General features: G+C 63.4%; 25 protein-coding genes. 9 read left to right on the top strand and 16 right to left on the bottom strand.

Annotation, left to right across the window (positions count from 1 at the left end; all coding sequences use genetic code 11):
* Positions 1–4: 4 nt before the first annotated feature.
* Both WA070_RS21090 and WA070_RS21085 read right to left on the bottom strand, forming a co-directional pair.
* A complete protein-coding gene (locus WA070_RS21090; RefSeq protein ID WP_422635869.1) occupies positions 5–154 on the bottom strand; it encodes a hypothetical protein in 150 nt (49 codons plus the stop codon).
* Positions 154–828 (bottom strand): alpha/beta fold hydrolase, encoded by a 675-nt coding sequence (locus tag WA070_RS21085; protein WP_422635868.1) that lies wholly within the window; start codon positions 826–828, stop codon positions 154–156. Before WA070_RS21085 ends, WA070_RS21090 begins: the two co-directional genes overlap by 1 nt.
* Before the next feature lie 192 nt (positions 829–1020).
* Here WA070_RS21085 and WA070_RS21080 point away from each other — a divergent pair, with 192 nt between their 5' ends.
* The 3 genes from WA070_RS21080 to WA070_RS21070 all read left to right on the top strand — a co-directional run bounded on the left by WA070_RS21080 (position 1021) and on the right by WA070_RS21070 (position 4413).
* Complete coding sequence (locus tag WA070_RS21080; RefSeq protein WP_422635867.1) at positions 1021–1749, top strand: GntR family transcriptional regulator; 729 nt, start codon at positions 1021–1023, stop codon at positions 1747–1749.
* A gap of 114 nt (positions 1750–1863) precedes the next feature.
* Positions 1864–2883, top strand: coding sequence for a zinc-dependent alcohol dehydrogenase family protein (locus WA070_RS21075; RefSeq protein WP_422635866.1), 1020 nt, complete (start codon positions 1864–1866; stop codon positions 2881–2883).
* Positions 2884–2976: 93 nt separating this feature from the next.
* A complete protein-coding gene (locus WA070_RS21070; RefSeq protein WP_422635865.1) occupies positions 2977–4413 on the top strand; it encodes a flavin monoamine oxidase family protein in 1437 nt (478 codons plus the stop codon).
* Between the two features lie 64 nt (positions 4414–4477).
* On the opposite strand, the gene WA070_RS21065 is transcribed toward WA070_RS21070, so the two are convergent.
* Positions 4478–5857, bottom strand: a complete 1380-nt coding sequence (locus WA070_RS21065; RefSeq protein ID WP_422635864.1) for an MFS transporter — start codon at positions 5855–5857, stop codon at positions 4478–4480.
* A gap of 159 nt (positions 5858–6016) precedes the next feature.
* On the opposite strand from WA070_RS21065, the gene WA070_RS21060 reads away from it, so the two are divergent.
* Positions 6017–6988 carry an alpha/beta fold hydrolase gene (locus WA070_RS21060; RefSeq protein ID WP_422635863.1) on the top strand — a complete coding sequence of 324 codons (972 nt, stop codon included), beginning with the start codon at positions 6017–6019 and terminating at the stop codon, positions 6986–6988.
* Complete coding sequence (locus WA070_RS21055) at positions 6988–7377, top strand: hypothetical protein (RefSeq protein WP_422635862.1); 390 nt, start codon at positions 6988–6990, stop codon at positions 7375–7377. Before WA070_RS21060 ends, WA070_RS21055 begins: the two co-directional genes overlap by 1 nt.
* Positions 7378–7414: 37 nt before the next feature.
* Here WA070_RS21055 and WA070_RS21050 read toward each other — a convergent pair whose 3' ends face one another.
* Together WA070_RS21050 and WA070_RS21045 are read right to left on the bottom strand one after the other, a co-directional pair.
* A complete protein-coding gene (locus WA070_RS21050) occupies positions 7415–8488 on the bottom strand; it encodes an LLM class flavin-dependent oxidoreductase (protein WP_422635861.1) in 1074 nt (357 codons plus the stop codon).
* Positions 8488–9570, bottom strand: coding sequence for an LLM class flavin-dependent oxidoreductase (locus tag WA070_RS21045; RefSeq protein ID WP_422635860.1), 1083 nt, complete (start codon positions 9568–9570; stop codon positions 8488–8490). The genes WA070_RS21050 and WA070_RS21045 overlap by 1 nt, the downstream gene beginning before the upstream one ends.
* A gap of 166 nt (positions 9571–9736) precedes the next feature.
* On the opposite strand from WA070_RS21045, the gene WA070_RS21040 reads away from it, so the two are divergent.
* The gene (locus tag WA070_RS21040; RefSeq protein ID WP_422635859.1) at positions 9737–10030 is read left to right on the top strand and encodes a DUF1330 domain-containing protein; all 294 of its coding nucleotides are present in this window, start codon (positions 9737–9739) and stop codon (positions 10028–10030) included.
* A gap of 38 nt (positions 10031–10068) precedes the next feature.
* On the opposite strand, the gene WA070_RS21035 is transcribed toward WA070_RS21040, so the two are convergent.
* Genes WA070_RS21035 through WA070_RS20995 form a run of 9 tightly spaced genes read right to left on the bottom strand, consistent with a single transcriptional unit; the run spans position 10069 to position 18303 of the window.
* Positions 10069–10887 carry an alpha/beta fold hydrolase gene (locus WA070_RS21035; protein WP_422635858.1) on the bottom strand — a complete coding sequence of 273 codons (819 nt, stop codon included), beginning with the start codon at positions 10885–10887 and terminating at the stop codon, positions 10069–10071.
* Entirely contained in the window at positions 10884–12008 is a 1125-nt protein-coding gene (locus WA070_RS21030; protein ID WP_422635857.1) for an alcohol dehydrogenase catalytic domain-containing protein, read from the bottom strand. Before WA070_RS21030 ends, WA070_RS21035 begins: the two co-directional genes overlap by 4 nt.
* Positions 12008–12868, bottom strand: coding sequence for an isocitrate lyase/PEP mutase family protein (locus WA070_RS21025; protein WP_422635856.1), 861 nt, complete (start codon positions 12866–12868; stop codon positions 12008–12010). Before WA070_RS21025 ends, WA070_RS21030 begins: the two co-directional genes overlap by 1 nt.
* A gap of 4 nt (positions 12869–12872) precedes the next feature.
* Positions 12873–13469 (bottom strand): 3-isopropylmalate dehydratase small subunit, encoded by a 597-nt coding sequence (gene leuD, locus WA070_RS21020; RefSeq protein ID WP_422635855.1) that lies wholly within the window; start codon positions 13467–13469, stop codon positions 12873–12875.
* Positions 13466–14848 (bottom strand): 3-isopropylmalate dehydratase large subunit, encoded by a 1383-nt coding sequence (gene leuC, locus WA070_RS21015; protein WP_422635854.1) that lies wholly within the window; start codon positions 14846–14848, stop codon positions 13466–13468. The genes leuD (WA070_RS21020) and leuC overlap by 4 nt, the downstream gene beginning before the upstream one ends.
* Positions 14845–15771 carry a polysaccharide deacetylase family protein gene (locus WA070_RS21010; protein WP_422635853.1) on the bottom strand — a complete coding sequence of 309 codons (927 nt, stop codon included), beginning with the start codon at positions 15769–15771 and terminating at the stop codon, positions 14845–14847. Before WA070_RS21010 ends, leuC begins: the two co-directional genes overlap by 4 nt.
* Complete coding sequence (locus tag WA070_RS21005) at positions 15768–16673, bottom strand: polysaccharide deacetylase family protein (RefSeq protein WP_422635852.1); 906 nt, start codon at positions 16671–16673, stop codon at positions 15768–15770. Before WA070_RS21005 ends, WA070_RS21010 begins: the two co-directional genes overlap by 4 nt.
* A complete protein-coding gene (locus tag WA070_RS21000; RefSeq protein ID WP_422635851.1) occupies positions 16673–17356 on the bottom strand; it encodes an isochorismatase family protein in 684 nt (227 codons plus the stop codon). The genes WA070_RS21005 and WA070_RS21000 overlap by 1 nt, the downstream gene beginning before the upstream one ends.
* The gene (locus WA070_RS20995; RefSeq protein WP_422635850.1) at positions 17353–18303 is read right to left on the bottom strand and encodes a hydroxymethylglutaryl-CoA lyase; all 951 of its coding nucleotides are present in this window, start codon (positions 18301–18303) and stop codon (positions 17353–17355) included. The genes WA070_RS21000 and WA070_RS20995 overlap by 4 nt, the downstream gene beginning before the upstream one ends.
* A gap of 82 nt (positions 18304–18385) precedes the next feature.
* Here WA070_RS20995 and WA070_RS20990 point away from each other — a divergent pair, with 82 nt between their 5' ends.
* Genes WA070_RS20990 through leuD (WA070_RS20980) form a run of 3 tightly spaced genes read left to right on the top strand, consistent with a single transcriptional unit; the run spans position 18386 to position 21623 of the window.
* Entirely contained in the window at positions 18386–19594 is a 1209-nt protein-coding gene (locus tag WA070_RS20990) for a CaiB/BaiF CoA transferase family protein (protein WP_422635849.1), read from the top strand.
* Positions 19591–21021, top strand: coding sequence for a 3-isopropylmalate dehydratase large subunit (locus tag WA070_RS20985; RefSeq protein ID WP_422635848.1), 1431 nt, complete (start codon positions 19591–19593; stop codon positions 21019–21021). Before WA070_RS20990 ends, WA070_RS20985 begins: the two co-directional genes overlap by 4 nt.
* Complete coding sequence (gene leuD, locus WA070_RS20980; RefSeq protein WP_422635847.1) at positions 21018–21623, top strand: 3-isopropylmalate dehydratase small subunit; 606 nt, start codon at positions 21018–21020, stop codon at positions 21621–21623. The genes WA070_RS20985 and leuD (WA070_RS20980) overlap by 4 nt, the downstream gene beginning before the upstream one ends.
* On the opposite strand, the gene WA070_RS20975 is transcribed toward leuD (WA070_RS20980), so the two are convergent.
* Together WA070_RS20975 and WA070_RS20970 are read right to left on the bottom strand one after the other, a co-directional pair.
* Positions 21608–22618 (bottom strand): alpha/beta fold hydrolase, encoded by a 1011-nt coding sequence (locus WA070_RS20975; RefSeq protein ID WP_422635846.1) that lies wholly within the window; start codon positions 22616–22618, stop codon positions 21608–21610. The genes leuD (WA070_RS20980) and WA070_RS20975 overlap by 16 nt on opposite strands.
* The gene (locus WA070_RS20970; protein WP_422635845.1) at positions 22615–23607 is read right to left on the bottom strand and encodes an alpha/beta fold hydrolase; all 993 of its coding nucleotides are present in this window, start codon (positions 23605–23607) and stop codon (positions 22615–22617) included. Before WA070_RS20970 ends, WA070_RS20975 begins: the two co-directional genes overlap by 4 nt.
* Positions 23608–23687 lie beyond the last annotated feature (80 nt).

Here is a 23687-nt window from a genome sequence, read left to right as displayed (position 1 = left end):
AAGTTTAGTCCTTCAGAAATTGGGTGATGGCGGCGGCGCGGGTTGCCGCGAAATTGGACGCATCATACCTTTGAAGGGGTAAGAAGCGTCCAATTTGTAGCAAGGTTGTCGCGTTGCAGGTCATGTCGTGCAGGGGGTCGTTTTGCGCGGCCATCAGCAGCGCAGGGCATGGCACCTGGGCAAGCGTCCGGCTGCATCCCAGGAGAAGGCAGCGCGATAGGCGTGGTGGTAGGTAGCAGCCGCTTTCAGCACCTCCACATACCAGGCGTGAAAATCCACTGCGGGTGGCATGACACCGTCGCGTCGCGCGGCGGCGGTGCGGTCATACCAGGGGAAGAAAAGATATTGGTCGCGGCAGAAATGATAGGCGCGCATGAGATAGGCGCCATCGAGGTCCGGCGTGAACGGGCGCGCGTAGCGATCGATCAGTTCGGCCTGTTCCTGTGGCGACCAACGACCGATGCCGTCCAGCACGACATGGCTGACCCGGTCGGGGCGAAGGATCGCCAGTTCGCAGGCGATCGCCGCGCCGGTGTGGGAGCCATAGACCGCGACCCGATCCAGCCCCAGCGCATCAAGCAAGGCGGGCAGGCGCGTGGCATAGTCGCTGATGTCAGGGCTATCGATCGTCAGGGCCGTGCTGTCGCCATTGCCCGCCGTGTCGGGGGCAACGAGGTGAAATTCCGACTGGAGGGAGTCCATCAGGCCGACCATCTGCCGCGAACTGCCCGGCGAGGGATGAAGGAGAAGCAGCGGCATCCCATCGCCTGTCTGGCGATAGTGGATCTGGCCATCGGGCAGATCGAGAAATGCACGCCGTATCGTCATCTGGATCGGTCTCCCCTTCATGGCGATTCGCCGTTTTGCCGGATGCCAAACTCGCTGCAACAACAGCATCGGGTGGCCGGATTACAGGAGTGTCCGGCAGACGGATTTTTGAAGGGGGGTGCGGCTGCCGTTGAGCGGCAACGCCTTAACCTCTAGGACGCCTATCCAGAGGACCGACAGAAAGGGGCAATCTTGGTCGATCGCGCAGCGGCGATGCCGCTCTATCACCAGATATATCTGCAACTGCGTGACGAAATCGTCAGTGGCCAGCGCCCCCATGGCAGCGCCATGCCGACCGAGCAGGATGTGGCGGCGATGTTTTCCGTGTCGCGCATTACAGCACGGCGCGTGCTGGATGATCTGGCACGGCAGCATTATGTCATGCGCAGACGGCGCATAGGCACCACCGTCACCTTTCCGTCCCCGGCGATTCCGATCGAGGCCAATATCGATCAGGCAATCGATTCGTTGCTGGCGCTGGGCGACAATAGCAGCGTGACGGTGCTGGAGGTGGCGACGGAAACCCCATCCCCCGGCGTTGCGGAGGCTTTACGGCTGGACGCGGGCGATCAGGTGGTGCGGGCCGTGCGCATACGATCGCTCGACGCCATGCCGCTTGGCTATGTGCTAAGCTATGTTCCCGTTCGTTTCGCAGGGGTATTAAATGCAGAGACGTTGACGAACACGCCGATGCTGCGCCTGCTGGAACAGGCGGGGCATCGGCCCGAAACCGCCGACCAGACGATCGGTGCGATGCTGGCAGACTCGGCCATGGCGAGCGCGCTGGGCATCGAACCGCCCGCCGCCTTGCTGCGGATCACACGCACGACCTATGATCTGAGCGGCACGCCGATCCTGCTGACGTTCGCGCATTACCGGTCCGACCGATTCCACGTCCGGCTCGACCTTTCGCACAAATAATGACGCGGTGGCCGGGTCGGCTGCTCGCTGTGCGAACAAGATCGGGTGAGGCTTTGCCTGACGGCGTCGTCCGGGCTTTCCCATGATCCCAATTATTTTGGTCAGGAGACAGACGTGAAAGCCTATCAGATCGGATCGCAGACCGGCCTCGACTCCCTGACTGCAACAACGCGGCCTGACCCCGTCGCGGGACCGGGGGAAGCGGTGCTGAAGGTCAAGCTCGTCTGCCTCAACCATCGCGACATGCTGGTGCTGCAGGGCCATTATGGCGCGCGCCGTCCCGAAGAGCGCATCCCGCTGTCCGAAGGCGTGGGCGAAGTCATATCGGTGGGCGAAGGCGTGACGTCGGTGAAAGTCGGCGACCGCGCGGTGTTCGCGCATTTCGTAACGTGGATCGATGGCGATTTCTCACCTGCCGCATTCGCAAACGATCTGGGCATCACCCATGACGGCTGGCTGGCGCAGCAGGTCAAGGTGCCCGCCGCCGCGCTGATCCCTGTGCCGACAGCGCTGAGCGACGAGCAGGTCGCGCCGCTGGCGTCGTCCGGGCTGACCGCTTGGCATGCCGTCGTCGAAGTCGGCAAGGTCAGGGCGGGCGACACCGTGCTGGCGCTGGGCACCGGCGGCGTATCGATCGCCGCGCTTCAGATCGCAAAGGCAAATGGCGCGCGCGTTGTCATCACATCGTCCAGCGACGACAAGCTGGCGCTGGCCCGGTCGCTGGGCGCGGACATCACGATCAATTATCGCACCACGCCCGACTGGGCGGCCGAAGTCGCCAGGGCGACCGGCGGCAAGGGTGCCGACATCGTGGTCGAAACTGGCGGTCAGGCGACGCTGAGCCAGTCGATCACGGCAGCGGCGCCCAATGGGCGCATCGTCATCATCGGCGCGCTGGCCGGGGCGAGCGGAGAGAGCCTCGGCAATTATGGCGCGATCATTGGCAAGAATCTGATGCTCAAGGGCATTGCCGAAGGCAGTCGGGCGATGCTGGCGCGGCTGGTGCGCGCGGTGGAAGCCAATGCCATACAGCCTGTGATCGACCGCACCTTCCCGTTCGATGAGGCGCGTGCAGCGTACGAATATCTGCATAGCGGCGCGCATGTCGGCAAGGTGCTGATAAAGGTCGGCTGACCACGCAACGAATGGGCGCAAGGGGACTGTCACGCCCCTGCCTCTTGCGTCATGATCGCACGCACAGGGCGGATCGGGACAAAAGGGTAAGCCATGCAGATCAATCGTCGTGACATCATTGCCGGGGCCACGCTGTTGGGACTGGCGGCGTCTCCGCTGGGGGCGGCGGTGAAGAAGGCGGCGGGACCGTCCGAACCCGATGTCATCATTTTGGGCGCGGGGATTTCCGGCCTGAACGCCGCCTATCTGCTGGAGCAGCAGGGCGCAAAGGTTCTGGTGCTGGAAGCGCGGCAGCGCGTGGGTGGCCGGGTGCTGACGCTGATGGACCAGCCGGGCTATCCCGAAATGGGGTTCAATTCCATGGCGGCAGGCTATGGCCGGGGCATCGACGCAGCGCAGCGTGCTGGAGTCGAGCTGGTCGATGTCGCGCCCCGCTATATGGTCGATCCCCGGCAGCAACTGGTGGTCGGCGGGCAAAGTTTTACCCGTGAGCAATGGACCGCATCGCCGCTCAATCCGCTGCCGAACGCCCTGAAGGGGATGATGCCGTGGGAGGTGTTGCCCTCGCTGTTCATGAAGTCGCCGCACCTGCCCGACTGGAACGAGTGGATCCGCGTCGCCCCGGCGCAGGATATTTCGGTGCAAGCTTATCTGGCGTCGCAGGGGCTGGACGATGCGGCGATCAGGCTGGTGTTCGATACCGCGCCCTATGCGGGCACCAACGCCTATGACTCCGCCGCCGTCAATTATGATTTCAATTTCGGCTGGACCAAAGACCAGATGGCAAGCAGTCAGCAGAGTTTCGCGGTGAAGGGCGGCAATCAGCAGCTGACCGACGCGATGGCGAAGATGATAAAGGGCGACCTGCTGCGCGGCAAGGAGGTCATCGGCATCGAAAGCGGGCCGGGCGGCGCGACCGTCACCTGCCGCGATGGCAGCCGTTACAAGGGCGGGAAAGTCCTGTCTTCGCTGCCCTTTTCGACTTTGCGCAACATCAGCCTGACCCCGGCGTTGACCGGCGCGCAGGCGCAGGCAGTGATGACATTGCCCTACCAGCCGCTGTCGATCGCGTTCCTGACGGTGCGCGAACCCTATTGGGAAAAGGACCAGCTTCCGGTGTCGATGTGGACAGACGGGCCGATGGGCACGGTGCTGGCGCAGCGTTATGGCGCGACCAACGAGCAGGTGACGGGTCTCAGCCTCTTCGCACGCGGGCGGCTGGCGCAATATTGGGATCGGCTGGGCAAGGACGCGGTGCTGAAACTGGTGGTCGAGGAAATGGCGCGGGTGCGCCCGGCGTCGAAGGGTCTGGTGACGGGCGCCGCCTTCCACAGTTGGGGGCTGGAACCGTTCAATGGCGGCGACTGGGCCTATTTCGCGCCGGGTCAGGTCAGCAGCTTTGGCCAGGCGATGGCAGTGCCAGCCGGGCGGCTGCATTTCTGCGGCGAGCATACGGCAGTGAGCAATCGCGGGCTGGAGGGCGCGCTGGAATCGTCCGAACGGGCGGTGCTGGAAATCCTGTCCGCCTGACGGGTTCGTCAGCGTCAGAGAGTAGGGGGCCACGGCGAGAAACATCGCCGTGGCCCTTTGCGTATCAGACCGGTTCTACCAGCATCGATTCGTCCAGATCATAGCGGGTCAGCGCCAGGATCGCGCAGAGCATCGCCAGCGCGGGCACGATGGCAAGGCAGATATAGATGGCCATGATCGCGCTGGCGGGCTGCTGCACCGTGCCGGTGGTGGAAGCGATATAGCCCATGCCGCTGAGGAACGCGCCCATGATGGCGATACCTGCCGCCGCCGACAATTTGTCGAACAGGGTCGTGAAGCCTGCAAAAGCGCCCTCTCGCCGCAGGCCGGTCTGGATATAATCGTAGCGCATCGCGTCGGACATCATCGAATAGGCGCACAGGATGACACCGCCCGACGACATGCCGATGGCGATGGCGCGCAGGAACAGCAGCCAGTTCGCCTCCCCAGGCAGGGCGGTAAACCAGGCGAGATGCAGCGCGCCAAACATCGTCATCGCGGCGATATAGGCCCATTTCTTACCCATGCGTTTCGACACGCGCACCCAGACCGGCATCGACCCGACAGAACCGATCGTGGCAATCATATAATAGGTCCCGAGCCAGCCATCGGGCAGCAGCAGCACATATTTGCTAAAATAGGCGCTGCCGATCGAGGTGATGGCCGTGCCGAACAACACAAAGATATGGGCGATGGCCAAGATGCGGAACGGGCGGTTGGCCCATGCGAGCTTTGCCTGATCGGCGAAGCTGTAGCGTTTGCGCGGACCATCTTCCGGTTGCGTGCGGGGGGCGTTGCGCAGCAGCCAGATGCCCGCCATGCCGCCCACCAGCGTGATGCCCGCCACCACCAGCGACATCCACGCATGACCGGAACGGGTCGCGCCCCAATAGCCAAGCAGCATGGCCGGAAGCGTGGAACCGATCACGACGCCAAGCGAATTGCCGAACACGCGATAGGCCATCAACGTCGTGCGTTCATTATAATCGTCTGATCCTTCCACCAGCATGGCGATGCTGGGGATGGTCAGCGCGGTGTAGGCGCTGGCATGCAGCATCAGCGCGACCGTGACGAAGATTTGCGCGGCGATGACGGATTTAAAATCGGGCGTGTTGAACACCATGGCGATGCCCAGCGGCATCAATATGCCGCCTGCGAACAGGAAGGGGAGCCGACGGCCCCAACGCGTGCGCGCATTGTCGCTCCACGCGCCCACTGCGGGGTCAAGTATACCGTCGTAGATTTTCACAAGCGCGAACATGATGCCCGCCGCGCCTGCCGAAATCGCCAGATTATCGGTCAGGAAGCGAAATGCGAGCAGGGTGATGATGTTCATCCCCGCCGAATGGCTGATCGGGATGAGGACAAAGCCGAAGCGCAACGACCAGTTCGGTTTGGCCGACAACGATTGTGATCCTCCGCCCCGTTGCAATTCTCCGCTCATGCCTGTCTCCCGCTATTCATCAGCAGTCAGGCTGGCACAGCGACACGAGGCGCCACGCGTGGCGTCATGTTTATCCGGCAAGCGGGGAGACATGCAGGGCCGGTCGCTCCGCCCGGTTCGCTCCATAGTCTGCGCCCATCACGACATGGGGAGCACGGCATGAAGATCTTGCGATGGACTGGCCTTGGAACAGGCGCGCTGCTGTTGATACTGGCGCTGTTCCTGGGGTCGATGCGGCTTGGCCTGTGGAACCCCAGCTACGAGACGGTGAAGACGCGGCAGGCGACGCCGCCGTCCAAATTCGTCAAGGTCGGCGACGTACTGCTCCATGTTCGCGACGAGGGTCAAGGCCCGGTCCTGTTGATGCTGCATAGTTCGATGAGCAACCTGCGCATCTGGGACGCCTATGCCGATCGCTTCAAGGGTCGCTATCGCGTGATCCGGCTGGATTGGCCACCCTATGGCCTGAGCGTGGATCCAAAGCCGTCCACGGGATTGGGGGGCGTCGTCAAACTGGTCGAGCGGTTCGTCGATCAGGAAAAACTGGGGCAGTTCACGCTGATCGGCAGTTCGAGCGGGGCGACCCTATCGGTGCTCTACGCCGCCGCGCATCCCGAGCGGGTCAAGGCGCTGGCGCTGTCCACCCTGCCGCTGGCAGCCCCACCGCAGACCGAGTTTTCCCGCTGGGAAAAGGCGATGATCTGGACCCACGAAACGGTGGTGCCCAACTATTATCCTAAATTCTATTACAAGTCGGTGATGGCCAGCCTGTATGGTGAGCCTTCGCGGCTGAAGCCCGACGTCATCGACTGGTATTATGAGACCAACAATATTCCCGGCGGCTTTGCGCGCGTCCGCGAATATTATGAGGCCAATAAGAAGGCCGTGTGGTCGAAAGGCGCGGGCAAGGAAGCCGCGTCGATCAAAGTCCCAGTGCTGCTGCAATGGGGCGACCGCGATCCCGTGCTGGCCGCGCCGCTGGCGGACAAGGCCGTCGCACAATTCAGCAACGCGCCGGTGACGCTGATCCACTATCCCGACGTCAGCCATTATCCGATGATCGAGTTGCCGGGAAAGACGGGCGACGACCTGGAAGCCTTTTTGAACAAGGTTTACGGAGTGACGCAATAATGACCGATATTTACGGGCAATGGGTGCTGACGGCGCAGGCGCTCAATCTGGACGGGTCGGTCCTTTACGATTGGGCGGCGCGGGTCCGGATCGAACCGGAGGAAGGCGACCATGTGCAGGTGACCGTCGATTCAGAAGGCGGCAAAAAATCCCGCGCCGTCAGCACCGGCGCGCAACTGCGCGCGATGCCGGACGGGCGATCATCATTGCTATATGATTATGTGGCCGACCCCGCGCATGAGGCGACAGCGAGCCATGATTTTTTCGGGCTGGTGCGCTATATTTTCGAACGAGACGGCCAGAGCGCGCAGGGCCATTATCTCAATTATAATAGCCGCTATACGTTCGGCCGGTTGTCGCTGACACGCGCCGAAAAAGGGCAGTTATAGCCACCGCGTCACAAAACACGCGGTGGCTGACTTCTTGTCAGGCCCGTGCGTCGCGATCGGCGACGGCGGCGCGGATCATCGGGATCAGTTCCTTCCCGAACAGCCGTACATCATCGATCGTGTAGAAGCCGTTGAGCAGGAAGCGATCGACGCCGATGTCGTAATAGGCCATCAGCGACTGCGTCACCTGCTCCGCCGTGCCGACCAGAGCGGTGGCGTGCAGACGGCCCCGCGTCGCCTGCGTAATGCCGGTCCAGAGCCGGTCATCGACACGCGCGCCCAACGCCGCCAGCGCCAGTGCGTCGCGTGTGCCGGGATCGCCGGCTTCCTTTTCGCGGCCTAATGTCATGCCTCCAGCCTGAACGCCGGTTACGGCCTCCAATACCGCTGCCGCCTTGGCCCATGCGGCTTCCTCCGTTTCACCGATTATGACGCGCATCGACATGGAGATGCCCGGATTGCGGCCATGCTTCACTGCCTCCGCCCTGAAGCGGGAGACGAGCGCACCTGTCTGTTCCAGCGTGCCGGGGCCGACGGCATAGATATCGGCGCATTGTGCGCCCAGTTCGATGGCGCGGTCGGACGCGCCGCCCCAGAATATCGGGATCGCGTCCTGCACCGGCTTCACGTCGGCATAGCCGCCATTGAACCGGTAATTGTCGCCTTCATAATCAAAGGGTCGATCACTGGTCCAGATCGCGCGCAGGATATCGACATATTCGCGGCTGCGGCGATAGCGTTCGTCCTTGGTCAGGAAATCGCCATCGCATTGGGTTTCGATGTCGCTGGCACCGGTGATGATATGCACACCCACGCGCCCGCCGCTGATCTGGTCCAGCGTCGCGAACATGCGCGCGGCCATGGTAGGGGCGACGAAACCGGGACGATGGGCGATCATGAATTTAAGGCGGCTGGTTGCCGCTGCCACATGGGCGGCGGTGGCCAGACCGTCGGGCCAGGTCGCGGTCTGGCCGATCAGGATGCGGTCGAACCCGGCCTCTTCATGCGCGATGGCATAATCGCGGATGAAGGCTGGATCGAACACCCCGCGCTTGGGATGGATTTCGGAAGAATTGGCGAAATAGTGCAGGCCGACGATCTCGCAGGGCATCAGGCGGCAGCCTTCGCAGCGTCACGTTCAGCCACGCGGGCGCGCAATAGAGGGATGACGTCGCGGCCGATCCGCACCGTGTCTTCCACCGGATCGAAGCCGCGCAGGATGAATTTCGCGACCCCGGCGTCATAATAGTCCAGCAGCGCATCGACGATCTGGTCGGGATCGCCGACCAGCGTGCCACTGTTGCTCTGGCCGCCGCGCAACTGGTTGATGCCGTTCCAGAAGCATTTTTCAAGCCTGTCACCGCGCGCGGCAAGTTCGGCTGTGCGCTGGAACCCGTCCGCCTTGGCCGCGACGATATTTTGCGCCAGACGCGGGGACGCGGCGATGATCTGTTCGCGCACTGTGTCCGCGCGCGCCCAGGCGTCCTTTTCGCCGTCAGCGACGATCAGGCGGATCGACATGAGGAAGGCGGGATCGCGATGGTGCGGCGCAGCCGCGGCGCGGACGGTGCTGACCACCTGCGTCATGCCCTCCACCGTGTCGCTCAAGGTTGCGAACGTGTCGGCATATTGACCGCCAACACTCAGCGCAGCGGGCGACATGCCGCCGAAATAGACCGGAATGCCAGCTTTCTGCAGCGGCTTCACTTCGGCAAAGCCAGCGCGAAAACGATAAAAAGCGCCGTCATGGTCAATCGGCGCATCGCTGCCCCAGATGGCGCGCAGGATGGCGATATACTCGCCGCTGCGGGCGTAGCGTTCTTCCTTGGTCAGGAAATCGCCATCGGCCTGCGTTTCGATGTCGCTCGCCGCGCTGATGATATGGACCGCCAGTCGGCCCTCCAGCAAATGGTCGAGCGTCGCGAGCAGGCGCGCGCCCATGGTGGGCGCAATGAAACCGGGCCGATGCGCCAGCATGACGCCCAGCCGCTGCGTGATCCCCGCGACATAGGCGGCGATGCTGATATTGTCGGGCATGGTCGCGGCGTTGGCGATCAGCACCCGGTCATAGCCGCCCTCATCATGCAGGCGTGCCTGTCTGGCGATAGCGTCCATGTCGAAATGGGACATGGGCGTGGGGACGAGTTCGCTGCCCAGATTGTGATTGAGCAGGCCATTGATTTCGACAGGCATGATGCGGCTCTCCGGTCCGAATTGTTCCGAAAAAAGATAGCTGTGGCACTGCCGCGCAAATGGTCCGTCGCTTCATTATCCGCCTGACGGTCGCACGCGACGAAGGGGGCATGGCTGCGGGATGGCGGATTAGGCTCTGGGGCACATCATTCCAAAGGAGCACATCATGGCCGCCTATATCGTTGCCACCGTTCGTATCGACGACCCCGCCAAGTTCGGCGAATATGTCAAAGCCATCGCCGGTCTGTCGGAAGCGCATGGCGGCGAATATGTCGTCCGTGGCAAGGTGGCCGAAATATTGGAAGGCGATATCGACGCCGAGGAACGCGTCGTCGTGGCGCGCTTCCCCACTGCGGAAGCCGCACGCGGCTATGCCAAGTCGCCTGAATATCTGGCCGGGGCGAAGCTGCGCGAAGGCGCCGGCACGGTCATCACCCGTCTGCTGGTCGATCCGGCCTGATGCGATGAAGGGGCCGCGATGGCGGCCCCTTCATCGGCTCAATCGAGAGACTTCAGGAAGGTGGCGATGGCGTCTGCCCACTCCTGCGGCTTCTGGTCGCATATGTCGATGCCGCCGCCCTCAATCTGCGCATAGGCGAAATCGGGACGGAGAACGTGCGCGGCCAGTGCCGACTGGTGCATCATGTCACCGGTGTTGGTCAGGATCAGCCCCGGCTGGGTGATGCGGCCCAGCGGCTCTTCATGGCGATAGACAAAGGCGGCGGCGTGGCCGTACCAGTAAGCACCCCGGTCCCACGCCATCATCGCCTGGACCACATAGTCGCTGATCCGTTCCGGACCCAGCGCGCCATCGGACAGATGATCGCGGATACGGGCGATCTCCACCATATGTGCCGCGCCCGGTAATGGCCGGAACGCCTTTTCCCGTGCGACGATGTCGGCGGTCAGCGCTTGGCGCGTTTCGTCCGCCATAATCATCACGCCGTGCAGGATCACCGCATCAATCCGGTCGGGATGCGCCAGGGCGACCTCGGTCGAGACAAGGCCGCCGGTATGATGCCCGCCGACAGCCGCGCGAGCGATGCCAAGCGCGTCGAGGACGGGCACGATGCCGGTCGCATAGTCCGCGATCGTCGGCGGCGTCGATGGCGCATCGGACATGCCAAAGCCAGGCAGGTCGATCGCGATCGGGCGCAGGCCATGGGCGGCTAGTGGCGCGAAGACGTTCGAGAATTGATCGGACGTCATGATCGCCTGATGCAGCAGTACCAGCGGGCGGCCTTCTCCGGTCGCGGCCTGATAATGGATCTGGCCGAACCGGCCATCGACATAGCCGCGTCGCATAGGCACGCTCATGGCACCATCACCTGACGGATCGCCTGCCCATCGGCGAGCGTGTCCAGCAGGCTGTTGATGTCGCTTAAGGGACTGACCGAGGTCAGCAATTTTTCGACTGGCAGGCGGCCTGCGCGCCACAGGGCGATGTAGCGGGGGATGTCACGCGCGGGGACGGACGATCCCATATAGCTGCCGATCAGCGTCTTGCCGTCGGCCACTGGCGAGATGGCGGGGATGTCGAATATTTCCTTGGGATTGGGAAGACCGACCGTGACCACGCGCCCGCCACGACGGACAGCGGCCCAGGCAGCTTTCAGCACGACAGCCTTGCCCACCGTTTCGACGACAACGTCCGGCCCGCCATCGGGGAAGAGCGTGGGCAGCAGGGCAGCGACATCGTCGGGGGCAGCGGCCTGAGCGCCCAGTTCGATTGCGATCGCGCGCTTTTCGGCGGAGGGATCGACAGCCAGAATGGTCGATGCGCCGCTCGCGCGGGCGGCAAGCAACGCCGACAGGCCGACGCCGCCCAAGCCATAGACCAGCACCGTTTCGCCCGGACGCAATTGGGCGGAGTTCATCACTGCCCCTGCCCCGGTCAATATGGCGCAGCCGAACAAAGCGGCGATTTCCGCAGGGATGTCGCGATCGATCTTCACCGCTGAGCGGCGATCGACCACGGCGTAGGTCGCAAAGGCCGAGCAGCCCAGATGATGATGCACGTCCGTGCCATGATCGTGCAGGCGGCGGCCCCCGTTCAGCAATCGCCCCTCGCCATTGGCCGCAGCGCCAACGCCGCACATATAGGGTTCGCCAGAGCGGCAGCGCACACATTCGCCGCAGGACGGCAGGAAGGCCAGCACCACCCGGTCGCCCACCGCAAAGCCGCTATCGTCCGGCGTGCCGGTCGCCTCGACGATGCCGGTGGCTTCATGCCCCAGCGCCATCGGCATGGGGCGTGGCCGGTCGCCATTCACCACCGACAGGTCCGAATGGCACAGGCCCGCCGCGTCGATCCGCACCAGCAATTCGCCGGGACGGGGCGCGTCAAGTTCCAGCTCGGCGAGCCGCAGCGGCGGCGTATCGGCATAGGGGCGCGCATTGTCGCCCGAACGATCCAGAACGGCGGCGGTAATGCGCATCAGCCTGCCTGCCCCCATTTCTTGTCGAAGGCCCAGACATCTTCGAACCCGATCATCGAGCAGAATGTCTTGAAGTCGAACAGTTCAGATGCGTCAGGTTCGCCGATTCCTTCGTTCTTCAGGCGGGTCAGCGCCTTTTCCATCGCCGCCACCGCCACCAGACTGGTGAGCGAGGGATAGATGGCGAAGGCGAATCCGATGTCGGACAAGACACTGCCGGGCAAGGGCGGGGTCAGGCCGCCGTTAGACATATTGGCCATCACCGGCAGGTCGAAGGCGTTGCAGACGAGATGCATTTCCTCTTCGCTCTGGAGCGCTTCGGGGAAGAGGACATCCGCGCCTGCCTTGGCATAGGCTTCGAGGCGGCGGAGCGTGCCGTCCAGCCCTTCGGACTGGCGCGCGTCGGTGCGAGCGATGACGAGCATGTCCTCGCGCGCGTCCACCGCCACCTTCACCTTTTGCGCCATGTCCTCCATCGAGACCACGCGCTTATAGGGGGTGTGGCCGCATTTCTTGGGAAATTCCTGATCCTCGATCTGAATGGCGGAAATGCCTGCCGCTTCATAGCCCTTGACGGTGTGATGGACGTTCAGCAGGCCACCATAGCCAGTGTCGGCGTCCGCGATCAGCGCGGCCTTCGACGTGCGCTTCACCGTCGCCATGCGATCGACCATTTCGGCATAGCCCACGATGCCAGCGTCCGGCAGACCGTAGGTCGATGCGGTCAGCCAGTAGCCGGTGCCATATATCACATCGAAGCCCACGCGATCAGCGGTGACGGCGGCGATCATGTCCTGCACGCCGGGGACCACGAAGAAGCGTTTTTCAGCGAGTTTCTCGCGCAAACGGGAATCGGCCATCAGTTTATCCTTTTGTCCAGAGCCAGGGCGCGGCCTGCTGCTGCGCCTGTTCGAAGCGGGCGATATCCGCTCCGTGCAACGCGCGGATGCGCGATATGTCGTTCCAGCCGTTGAGCAGCGCCTCACGCCGCCCATCGTCCACGGTAAAGCCGATCGGCGCGTCATTGCCTACGGTCAGCGTCCGCGCCTCCAGATCGATGGCGAAGGGCAGGCCCGCGCGGGCGGCTGTGTGCAGGCGCTCCATCATCGACGCGTCCAAGCGGATCGGCAACTGGCCATTCTTGAAGCAGTTGGAAAAGAATATCTCGCCGAAACTTTCCGCGATGATGACGCGGATGCCCAATCCCGCGAGCGCCCATGGCGCCTGTTCGCGGCTGGACCCGCAGCCGAAATTGGGACCGGCGACCAGCACCGGCGGCGCTTGATCGACGCCCGGCGCGAGCGGGAAACCGGGCGCGTTGCGGCGGTCGTGGAATGCGTAGCGGCCAAGCCCCTTCTTCTCCGTAATGAGGAGAAAGCGAGCGGGGTAAATGATGTCGGTATCGACATCGGCGTCCGGCAGCGAAAGCGCCTGACCGGTGACGGTGACGAGCGGGGTCATGCCATGGTCCTTACGTCCACGATGCGGCCCGTGATGGCGGCGGCGGCGACCATGGCGGGACTCATCAGATGCGTGCGTGCGCCCGCGCCCTGCCGTCCTTCGAAATTGCGATTGGAGGTAGAGGCGCAGCGTGCGCCCGCCGGCAAGCGATCGTCATTCATGGCGACGCAGAGCGAACAGCCCGGATCGCGCCATTCGAAACCGGCGTCGATGAAGATACGGTCCAGACCCTCCGCCTCCGCCTGCCGCTTGACTGCGCCTGATCCAGGCACGACCAGCGCGCGGACGCCCACTGCGACATGGCCGCGCGAAGCGATGGCGGCGGCGGCGCGCAGATCCTCGATCCGGCCATTGGTGCAACTGCCGATGAAGGCATGATCGATGGCGAGGCCATCCATCGCTTCGCCGGGTTGCAGGTCCATATAGGCGAGCGCCCTGGCGAGCTTGGCTTCGCCGTGCGGCACGTTGGCGGTCACGGGCAGCACCTGATCGGGGCTGGTGCCGAAAGTGACATGGGGTGCGATGGCATCGGCGGCGATGGTGACTTCCACGTCGAATTGCGCATCGGCGTCGCTGGGCAAGGTGCGCCAATAGACGATCGCCGTGTTCCAATCATCGCCCTGCGGCGCACGCGGGCGGCCTTCGAGATAGGCGAAGGTCGTTTCGTCCGGGGCGACCAGCCCCGTGCGCGAACCGGCCTCGATCGCCATGTTGCACAGGGTCATACGCCCTTCCATCGACAGGGCGCGCACGGCCTCGCCCGCAAATTCGATGGCATAGCCAACCGCGCCGGACGCCCCGATCTGGCCGATCATGGCCAGCGCCATGTCCTTGGCCGTCACGCCGGGCTGCAACGCGCCGGTGAAGGTGACGCGCATCCGCTTTGCCTTCACCTGCCAGAGCGCCTGCGCCGCCATGACGATGCCACATTCGCTGGCGCCAATGCCGAAGGCCAGCATGCCGAATGCGCCATGAGTGGCACTGTGGCTGTCGCCGCAGACGAAGCTGATCCCCGGCAGGGTAAAGCCCTGTTCGGGACCGATGACATGGACGATACCCTGCCCCGGTCCGTCGAGCGCCAAATATTCTATGCCAGATTGTGCGCAGTTGCGTTCGAGCAGGGCGACCTGAGCGGCGGCCTGCGGGTCGGCGATTGGCTGGTCGCGATCATGGGTGGGCACGCTATGGTCCGCCACCGCCAGTTGCGTCGCGGGGCGGTGAACGCTCAAGCCTTCTTCGCGCAGCAGCTCAAAGGATTGGGGCGTGCTGACTTCGTGCAGCAGATGGCGATCGACGTAGAGCAGGGTCTGCCCGTCCGCCCCTTCCGCCACGACATGTGCATCCCACAGCTTGTCATAGAGCGTGCGCGCTGGGGTCATGACAGCGCCATGGCGCTTTGGGCCGCGATCGCGTCGCCGCGCGCGAAGCCATGTCCGTCCTGCGCGGCGAGCCAACAGAGCAGCCGTTCGAACGCCGCGATGCGATAGGGCAGGCCCATGATATAGGGGGTGATGTTCAGCGGCAGCATCCGCCCGCCATGCGCCCTCGCCTCCCCATCCAGCCAGCCGAAGGCGTCCTGCATCTGCTGGACATAGCTGTCCACCGACTGCTGCTGCACGGTCAGTATCTGGCGGTCGGACAGCTCGTGGTTGAGGGGCAGGTTAAAAATAGACCCCGCCGCCGTCTGCATCGGATAGGGCAGGTCGTCATTCACCCAATCGCACATATAGGTCAGCCCCGCCTGTGCCAGCAGGCGCGGCGTATCGAAACTTTGCGAACGGGCGATGGAGAGCCAGCCGGTGGGTCGGATGCCCGACGCCGCCTCGATCGCGTCGAGCGATCCGGTAATCAACGCGCGCTCGGCATCCTCACCGATGCCGGTGGCGATGGTGCCGTTCATGTCGGTCGAATGGGCGATAATCTCATGCCCGCCCGCCACGATGTCGCGGATGAGTTCAGGATAGCGCTGCGCGATCGCGCCATTGGCCGCGACCGATATGCGCGCGCCGACCTTCTCCACCGCGTCGAGCAGTCTATAGATGCCGACCCGGCTGCCATAATCGCGCGCGGTATAGTGGCGATAGTCGGGATAGGCGGTCTGCATATGACCGGGTGCGCGGAACGGCTTGTCTTCGGCTAGAATCGGAAACCATTCCAGATCTACGACGATCCATGTCAGGACGCGTTTACCGTCATCCCATGCGATCGGCGGGCGGGTGAAGATGTTGGACCAGCCATATAGGTCATGGTCCATGCCCTGCCTGCGATGCGGATAGTCCAGATAGGCGGGGTCCAGGGTCATGCGCCTTGCGCCTCCGCCGCGTCATAATAGTGGGTGAGATAATGGTCGGCGATGTCGCCGCTGCGCGTGATCCAGGCGCGGCCATCCGCCGCGATATGTTCCAGCACGCGCTCGAACGCGCCGATCCGGTGGGGCTGACCGATCAGATAGCTGTGCAGCGGGATGCACATCACGGTGGCGGAGTGTTCGCCTTCATCGGCCAGCCGGTCATATTGGCGGATCAGCGTTTCGGCATAGTCGCGGGGCGACATGTTGTAGATGAAGAAGCCATAATGGTCGTTCACCTCCAGACTGTAGGGCATGGAGATGAGCCGTCCCTTCGCGACCGACACCGGACCGGGCTGGTCGTCATGATAGAGATCGCAGGTATAGGTCAGGCCATATTCGGCGATCAGGTCGAGCGTGCGTGGCGTGTGGGTGAGCGCGGGGGCAAGCCAGCCCTTGATCGTCTGGCCAGTTGCGTCGCGCACGGTGCGGATCGAATCTTCTATGATCGCGCGTTCCTGCACCTCGTCCATGCCGTAGCTGTAGCGGGTGTTGTAGATACCGTGGCTGAAGAATTCCCAGCCCAGATCGTTGGCGTTGGCGACGACTTCGGGAACATGCTGGCACAGCGCGACCGAGAGCGAGACCGATCCCTTGAAGCCATGCTTTTCCATCATCTCGGCCATGCGCCAATGGCCTACGCGATTGGCATAATCGCGATGGCTGTAACCGACCACGTCGGGATGCGGCTTCGCCCAGCTTTTGCGATGCGGATTGGCGGGTGGATCGAGTTCGTAAAATTCGAGATTCGGCGAGATCCACACGGCGACCTTCTTGCCGCCGGGCCATTCGATCTTGGGCCGACCGCGATACGGGCTGTAGGGATAGAGGCCGGGATCGGCAACACCTTCCTGCATCAGTGCGACTCCAGCCAGTCGATCACGGTCTGAACCGGCTCGACATCGGCATATTTGAGCAAAAGGTCCGTCAGGTTCGCGAAATGATAGCTTTCATGCTTGTCGGCGGTCGTTTCAATGGGGACGATGGTGCGAAAGCCGTAGGACAGCGCATCGACCGCCGTCGCGCGCACGCACCCTGAGGTCGAGCCGCCGGTGACGATTACCGTATCGACCTTGTGCCAGCGCAGATAGGAGTTGAGCGGCGTTTCAAAGAAGGCCGAGGGCATCCGCTTGACGTAAATGGCATCGACCGAGGCGTCGATCTGGCAGCGGCCGTCGAAATCATGGCGATGACTTGGCACCTTGATATTCTGAAGCGAGTCCGGCGTATCGGTGCGCGTGCCCCACACGCCTGCGTCGGCACCATTGTCCATATAGCCGACATGGGTCCAGATGACCGGCATCCCCTTCTCACGCGCCAGTCGGGAAATGGTGTTCGCATGTTCTATCTGGCGCGGATCGGTTTCATAGGCGGTCTTATAGGTGTCGATCCGGGTATAGGCGTTCTGGAAATCGACATTGACGATGGCCAGCTTGGTGCCGAAGCCGAACTTTGCGCGGGCCGGATTGGCCATCACATCCTCGAATATCTGCCGGGCAGTGCGGCCGTCGCTGACCATGTGGGTGCCGATTGTCGTCATGCCGCTACTCCCTGGCTGCGGGCGCTGGCCGGATGGAAGCCAAGCGGCAGGCCTGCTTCCGGTGTGAAGCCGTAGAGCGGCTCGCCCTCAAGCGCGGCGGCGACCAGTCTCCGCACCGCGAACAGAGCGTCCAGATCAATGCCCGTACGCAGACCCATCGCCTCAAACATGAAGACCAGATCCTCAGTGACGATATTGCCGCTCGCGCCCGGCGCGAAGGGGCAGCCGCCAAGGCCGCCTAGCGAACTATCGAAGGTCGTCAGCCCGGCGTCCAGCCCCGCCAGAACATTGGCAAGGCCAAGCCCACGCGTGTTGTGCAGGTGGATGCCGGTCAGCGCCGCTTCCCCCACAACGCCGCGCACCAGTTTGACGATTGCGCGGACGGCGGACGGATCGGCATAGCCGGTCGTGTCGGCCAGCCCGACCTCGTCGCACCCTGCCGCCATCAAAGCCTCGGCCAACCGGGCGACCTGCGCATCGGGGATCGCGCCTTCCAGCGTGCAGCCGAACACGGTCGAGAGGCTCCCCTCAAAATGGGGGCGACGTTCGACGGGCAAGGTCGCGATCAGATCACCTATCGCCTTCGCCTCTGCCAGCACCTGATCATGGGTGCGGCGCAGGTTGGCGAGGCTGTGGGTTTCGCTGCACGACAGGGGCAACGTGATCTTGTGCGCGCCCGCCGCGATCGCCGCCTGCGCGCCTTTAAGGTTGGGGACCAGCACGGCGACGGTCAGGCCGGGGATCGTCGCGGCATAAGCAGTGATTTCGGCAGTATCGGCCAGTTGCGGCAGCAGCTTTGCGGGCACGAAACTGCCGACCTCGATTTCGCTCACGCCGGCCGCCACCGCGCCGTCGATCCACGCTTTCTTGTCGGCGGTCGCCATGATCTGGCTGATGCTTTGCAAGCCGTCGCGCGGTCCGACTTCGCTGATCAATATGTCCGTCATCGCCTTCTCGCCCTCGCTTGCGCTATTTGTTATAATTCTATATCAAATAGCGCATATAGATAGTGAGGCAAGGGTGGGCAAGATGACGACAAAAGGGGAGCTGCCGCTCGCAGGTATCCGCGTGGTGGAATTCAGCCATATGGTGATGGGTCCATCGACCGGCGTAATTCTGGCCGATCTGGGCGCTGAAGTGATCAAGGTCGAGCCGATCGGCGGCGACCAGACCCGCCGCCTGATGGGATCGGGCGCTGGCTATTTCCCGATGTTCAACCGCAACAAGCGCAGCATCTGCATCGACCTGAAGACGGCAGAAGGCGTGGCGCTGGCTGCATCGCTGGTAGAGTCGGCGGACGTGCTGGTAGAAAATTTCCGGCCCGGCGCACTGCAGAAGATGGGCCTTGGTCCCGATCGTTTTCAGCAGAGCAATCCGCGCCTCATCTATTATTCCGCCAAGGGCTTTTTGTCCGGTCCCTATGAGAATCGCACGGCGCTGGACGAAGTCACTCAGATGATGGGTGGCCTGGCCTATATGACCGGCCCGCCCGGACGGCCGCTGCGCGCGGGCGCGTCGGTCATCGACGTGGCTGGCGGAATGTTCGGCGTCATAGGCATTTTGGCCGCGCTGGAGCGGCGTCATCGCACGGGCATAGGTGGCGAGGTCAAATCCTCGCTCTATGAAACCACCGCCTTTCTGGTGGGGCAGCATATGGCGCAGATGGCGGTGACGGGCGTCGCCGCGCAGCCCATGCCAGTGCGCATTTCGGCCTGGGCAATCTATGACGTGTTTGAAACAGCGAACGAGGACGAACAATTGTTCGTCGGGGTGGTGAGCGACGGGCAGTGGGCATCGTTCGTCAAGGCGTTCGATCTGGGCGAGATCGGCAGCGACCCCGCCTATGCCAAAAACAACGACCGGGTGCGTGCCCGCGACATCATTCTGCCGGTCGTGCGCGCGCTATTTGCCCGCCATCCGCGCGCGGATCTGGTGCCTCGTCTGGAAGCGTCCGGCGTCGCCTTCGCGCCGATCGCCCGGCCAGAGGATTTGTTCGACGATCCGCACCTCAATCAAAGCGGCGGACTGGTCGAACTGGAGCTGGAAAACGGCACGCGCACGCGCCTGCCCGCCCTGCCGGTCGAACTGGACGGCAAGCGCCCTCATGGTGCGCGCGGCCTGCCGCGTGCAGGTGAAGATGCGACGGCGATCCTGACGGACATCGGGCTGGACGACGCCGCGATCGCTGCGTTGCGCGCGCGCGGGGTGATCGGTGCGGAGGAGGGAGCGCTCGCATGACCACGGCACCTGACAAGGCGCTGACGCTGGCTGAAAAGCTGTGGCGTGCGCATAGCGTGATGCAGCTTGACGGCGGCACCGACCTGCTGCTGATCGATCGCGTTCTGCTGCATGAACGAACGGGCGGCGTGGCGCTCAAAAGCCTGGCCGACGCCGGGCGCACCGTGATGGCGCCGCAGCAGGTGTTCGCGACGATGGACCATATCGTCGATACGCTGCCAGGCCGGTCGGACAAGACGTTGATGCCCACAGGCACAGCGTTCCTGACCGCGACGCGCGAAGGGGCGCTGGCGGCGGGCATCACTTTGTTCGACCTGCATGATCCGCGACAGGGGATCGTCCATGTCGTGTCCCCCGAACAGGGCATCGTGCTGCCGGGCGTGACTTTGGTCTGCCCCGACAGCCACACCTGCACCCAGGGCGCGTTCGGGGCGCTGGCGTGGGGCATCGGATCGACCGAGGCGGAACATGCGCTGGCGACGATGACGTTGCGGGTCGCGCGTCCGCTGGACATGCGAATACGCATCGACAACCAGCTTGCGCCAGGCGTCACGGCGAAGGATCTGGCTTTGCACATCGTCGCAACGCTGGGGTCGGCGGGGGCGAAGGGGCATATCGTCGAATTTGCCGGTGCGGCGGTCGAAACGCTCGACATGGAAGCGCGCATGACTTTGTGCAATCTGGCTACAGAACTGGCCGCTTTCGGCGCGACGATCGCGCCGGACGAGAAGACATTCGCCTATTTGCGCGGTCGTCCCTATGCCCCGACCGGAGACATATGGGATCAGGCGATCGCGCTATGGTCCACATTGCGCAGCGATGACGACGCGATGTTCGCGGCAGAACATGTGATCGACGCCGCCGCCGTCACGCCGATGGTGACATGGGGCACCAGCCCGCAACAAGCGATGGCGCTGGGCGCGGCTGTACCCGATTTCAGCACGGCGGCGGCACGCGACAGCCGGGATTCCTATGATCGCGCCCTGTCCTACATGGGCATCGAGGCAGGCCAGTCGCTGAACCATCTGACTATCGACGCGGCCTTCATCGGATCCTGCACCAACAGCCGCATCACCGACCTGCGCCGTGCCGCCGCGATCCTGAAAGGACGCAAGGTCGCGGCTGGCGTGCGGGCGATCTGCGTGCCTGGCTCCAGTCAGGTGAAGCTGGCAGCGGAAGCCGAAGGGCTGGATCGCATTTTTACCGACGCTGGCTTCGAGTGGCGCGAGTCGGGCTGTTCGATGTGTTTCTTCGCGGGAGGCGAAAGTTTCGGGCCACAAGAGCGGGTCATCAGTTCGACCAACCGCAATTTCGAAAGCCGACAAGGGCCGCGCACACGCACCCATCTCGCGTCGCCCGAAACAGTTGCTGCGTCCGCGCTGGCCGGGCGCATAACCGATCCCCGCACACTGGATTCGCTGCCATGACACCGCTCGTTCGCCTGACGGCCATTGCCGCCCCGCTACTGCGCGAGAATATCGATACCGATGCGATCATCCCGTCGCGCGAGATGACGTCGGTGTCCAAGACGGGCCTTGCCGACGGACTGTTCGCCGGGTGGCGCTACACGCAGGTTGGTGGCCGCGAACCAAACCCCGCCTTCATCCTGAACCAGCCGCGCTATCACGACGCGCGGATATTGCTGGGCGGTCCCAATTTCGGTTGTGGATCGAGCCGGGAGCATGCCGTATGGGCGCTGGCGGAATATGGGTTTCGCGCGATTATCGCGCCGTCCTTCAACCCGATCTTTCAGGGCAACTGCATCCGTAACGGCGTCGCGCCGGTCATTCTGTCGGCCGAGGCGATCGCGCAGATTGCCGCGCTCGATACGGATGTGACCGTGGACCTCGCTACCCTGCGCGTTTGGGCGGGGGACGCATCATGGTCCTTTGCTCTAGCCGACGAACCGCGCGAGATGCTGATGGAAGGGCTGGATGCGATCGAACTGACGCTCAAGCGGCGGCAGGAGATTACAGCCTTTCGTGCAGCCGATGCGGCACGCCGCCCCTGGGTTTACCTGCCCGCCTGATCCGCAGCGACCGTGGGGGATATTTGCCCCACGGTGCGGTCGAGGAACCCCTTTACATCCCTGGCGAAGCGGTCTGGCTGCTCCCACATCGGCCAGTGGCCGACGTCGGGATAACGCACGACATCGACGCGAGTGTTGATGAAGCGGCGCGTCGTCGCTTCCGGCCCCTGCGAGATCACCGTGTCCAGTTCGCACCAGATGAGTTGCGTGGGCGCCTTTACCGTTTCAGCGATCGCGCCAACATCGGTCGTCTTGAACAGCCTGGTATTGGACGCGATATAGGCTTTTTGCGGTGGGATGACGCCGGGCATGTTCGCCATGTCATACATCATCTGCGGCAGAGCTTCAGGCACGTCCCAGCCGGGATGCGAGGTATCCTCGAATATCCAGCGATAGTAGAATTTCGGGTGATAATAAGGTAGCCATTTTTCGTGGAAGGCAAGCGCGGCCTTGATCTTCCAGTTGATCGCGCGCGTCTGACTGGGCCGTTCGAGCGGCAGGATCGAGAAGGACATGGCGGATATGCGGTTCGGCTGGTCAGCGTTGAGTTGCAGCGCGACGTTCGCGCCATTGGACGTCGAGATGACGGCGATCTTGTCGATCTTGAGCGCGTCCAGCACGCCGCTGACCAGTTGCGCGGCGCGGGCATTGCTATATTCGCCTTTGGGGTCGGGACCGCTCAGGCCATAGGGGGACCAGTCCACCCGGATAATCTGGTAATGCGCGCGCAGCCGTTCGGCCAGCGGATCCCATTGTTGCAAATTCTGGTTCGATCCGTGCAGCATCAGTACGGGATAGCCCTGCCCCTCCACCCGGACATGCATGGGCACGCCATCGACCGTAATGAAGCGGGAGGGCGGCCCAGCGTAGCGCGCGATCATGGCGGCGCGATCCGTGCCAAGCCAGCCCGCTTTCGCCGCGCCGAACCAGCCGAGGAAGGCCAATAGCAGGATGGCCAGCAGGATAGCGATGAGGCGCAGCAGCTTAACCATCATTTGAGGCTCTTCCGAAAGTTGAGGCCATCACGCAGATAAGTGTCGATCAGGTCGGCAATGCGTTCGGGCGATTCCATCGGCGGATAATGGCCCACATCGTCGAGCGCCACGAAGGAGCGGCTTTTGGCGCCGGTCAGATACCCATAGAGCGCCTGACCATTTTCGGGCTTGAGCACATGATCGCGCATGCCCCACAGGATGAGCGTGGGCGCTTTCACCGCCGCCAACCGCGCCATCGTGGTTTCCGCGTTCGCCGTCAGCGCGTAAAGACCAAGCTGGTTCGGCTCCTTCCGGCGCAGGTTGATATTGTAATAATAGTCGATCAGGCCCGGCTTGATCCGGCTTGGCTCGCCATAAAGGGACGCGAGATATTCGGTCCAGAAATCCATGCCTTCGACGCCGGTGCGTTTGAACTTCTCCACCGCTGCCTCAAGTTTTGGCGGGGATTTGACCTTGAGGTTGGGAACCGGATCGGACGGGGTGTTGGACAGGACCAGCGCCTCCACCCGGTCAGGATAGGCGGCGGCGAAATAATAGCCCGCCGTACCGCCGCTCGACACGCCCACGACGATGACCTTACCCACGCCCAGCTTGTCGAGGAAGCCCCGCACCAGCCCTTCGGGCGAGCCGATGGCAGTGCGCGCCGCGTCGCTGAGTGGACCCGACAGGCCCGTTGGCGGTTGGTCGTAGCGAATGATGCGATAGCGATCCTTGAGCCGCGCGGTCACGCCGTCCCAGGCGTTGAGCGTGCTGCGCGATCCGTGCAGCAGCAACAGCACCGGCCCCCTGCCCTCATCCCGATAACGCAGCTCGACGCCGCTGATATCGACATAGTGATCACCAGGCTTCTGGTAGCGTTTACGCAGTTCTGCCAGCGACAGCCGTTGTGGCACAGTTTCGGCGAGTGGAGCAGACGAGGCGCCCTGCGCCTGCGCGGCAGGCATGATGGCCAGCGCCATCAAGAGGGTCGGAATCGCATATCGCATCATTGGTCTGAGCCTCCCATTTGCGCGGATGGTGGGGGCCATGCGGGGCCATGGCATCGGTCCGCCCATCATTATCCGATGGA

It is taken from the genome of Sphingobium sp., assembly GCF_049304695.1.
GTDB lineage: Bacteria > Pseudomonadota > Alphaproteobacteria > Sphingomonadales > Sphingomonadaceae > Sphingobium.
This window is presented reverse-complemented; position numbering and strand designations above follow the sequence as displayed.

Coding starts and splice junctions, on each gene's coding strand:
- WA070_RS21090 (WP_422635869.1), bottom strand. CDS start 154: ATGGCCGCGCAAAACGACCCCCTGCACGACATGACCTGCAACGCGACA.
- WA070_RS21085 (WP_422635868.1), bottom strand. CDS start 828: ATGACGATACGGCGTGCATTTCTCGATCTGCCCGATGGCCAGATCCAC.
- WA070_RS21070 (WP_422635865.1), top strand. CDS start 2,977: ATGCAGATCAATCGTCGTGACATCATTGCCGGGGCCACGCTGTTGGGA.
- WA070_RS21065 (WP_422635864.1), bottom strand. CDS start 5,857: ATGAGCGGAGAATTGCAACGGGGCGGAGGATCACAATCGTTGTCGGCC.
- WA070_RS21060 (WP_422635863.1), top strand. CDS start 6,017: ATGAAGATCTTGCGATGGACTGGCCTTGGAACAGGCGCGCTGCTGTTG.
- WA070_RS21055 (WP_422635862.1), top strand. CDS start 6,988: ATGACCGATATTTACGGGCAATGGGTGCTGACGGCGCAGGCGCTCAAT.
- WA070_RS21050 (WP_422635861.1), bottom strand. CDS start 8,488: ATGCCCTGCGAGATCGTCGGCCTGCACTATTTCGCCAATTCTTCCGAA.
- WA070_RS21045 (WP_422635860.1), bottom strand. CDS start 9,570: ATGCCTGTCGAAATCAATGGCCTGCTCAATCACAATCTGGGCAGCGAA.
- WA070_RS21040 (WP_422635859.1), top strand. CDS start 9,737: ATGGCCGCCTATATCGTTGCCACCGTTCGTATCGACGACCCCGCCAAG.
- WA070_RS21035 (WP_422635858.1), bottom strand. CDS start 10,887: ATGAGCGTGCCTATGCGACGCGGCTATGTCGATGGCCGGTTCGGCCAG.
- WA070_RS21030 (WP_422635857.1), bottom strand. CDS start 12,008: ATGCGCATTACCGCCGCCGTTCTGGATCGTTCGGGCGACAATGCGCGC.
- WA070_RS21025 (WP_422635856.1), bottom strand. CDS start 12,868: ATGGCCGATTCCCGTTTGCGCGAGAAACTCGCTGAAAAACGCTTCTTC.
- leuD (WP_422635855.1), bottom strand. CDS start 13,469: ATGACCCCGCTCGTCACCGTCACCGGTCAGGCGCTTTCGCTGCCGGAC.
- leuC (WP_422635854.1), bottom strand. CDS start 14,848: ATGACCCCAGCGCGCACGCTCTATGACAAGCTGTGGGATGCACATGTC.
- WA070_RS21010 (WP_422635853.1), bottom strand. CDS start 15,771: ATGACCCTGGACCCCGCCTATCTGGACTATCCGCATCGCAGGCAGGGC.
- WA070_RS21005 (WP_422635852.1), bottom strand. CDS start 16,673: ATGCAGGAAGGTGTTGCCGATCCCGGCCTCTATCCCTACAGCCCGTAT.
- WA070_RS21000 (WP_422635851.1), bottom strand. CDS start 17,356: ATGACGACAATCGGCACCCACATGGTCAGCGACGGCCGCACTGCCCGG.
- WA070_RS20995 (WP_422635850.1), bottom strand. CDS start 18,303: ATGACGGACATATTGATCAGCGAAGTCGGACCGCGCGACGGCTTGCAA.
- WA070_RS20990 (WP_422635849.1), top strand. CDS start 18,386: ATGACGACAAAAGGGGAGCTGCCGCTCGCAGGTATCCGCGTGGTGGAA.
- WA070_RS20985 (WP_422635848.1), top strand. CDS start 19,591: ATGACCACGGCACCTGACAAGGCGCTGACGCTGGCTGAAAAGCTGTGG.
- leuD (WP_422635847.1), top strand. CDS start 21,018: ATGACACCGCTCGTTCGCCTGACGGCCATTGCCGCCCCGCTACTGCGC.
- WA070_RS20975 (WP_422635846.1), bottom strand. CDS start 22,618: ATGATGGTTAAGCTGCTGCGCCTCATCGCTATCCTGCTGGCCATCCTG.
- WA070_RS20970 (WP_422635845.1), bottom strand. CDS start 23,607: ATGATGCGATATGCGATTCCGACCCTCTTGATGGCGCTGGCCATCATG.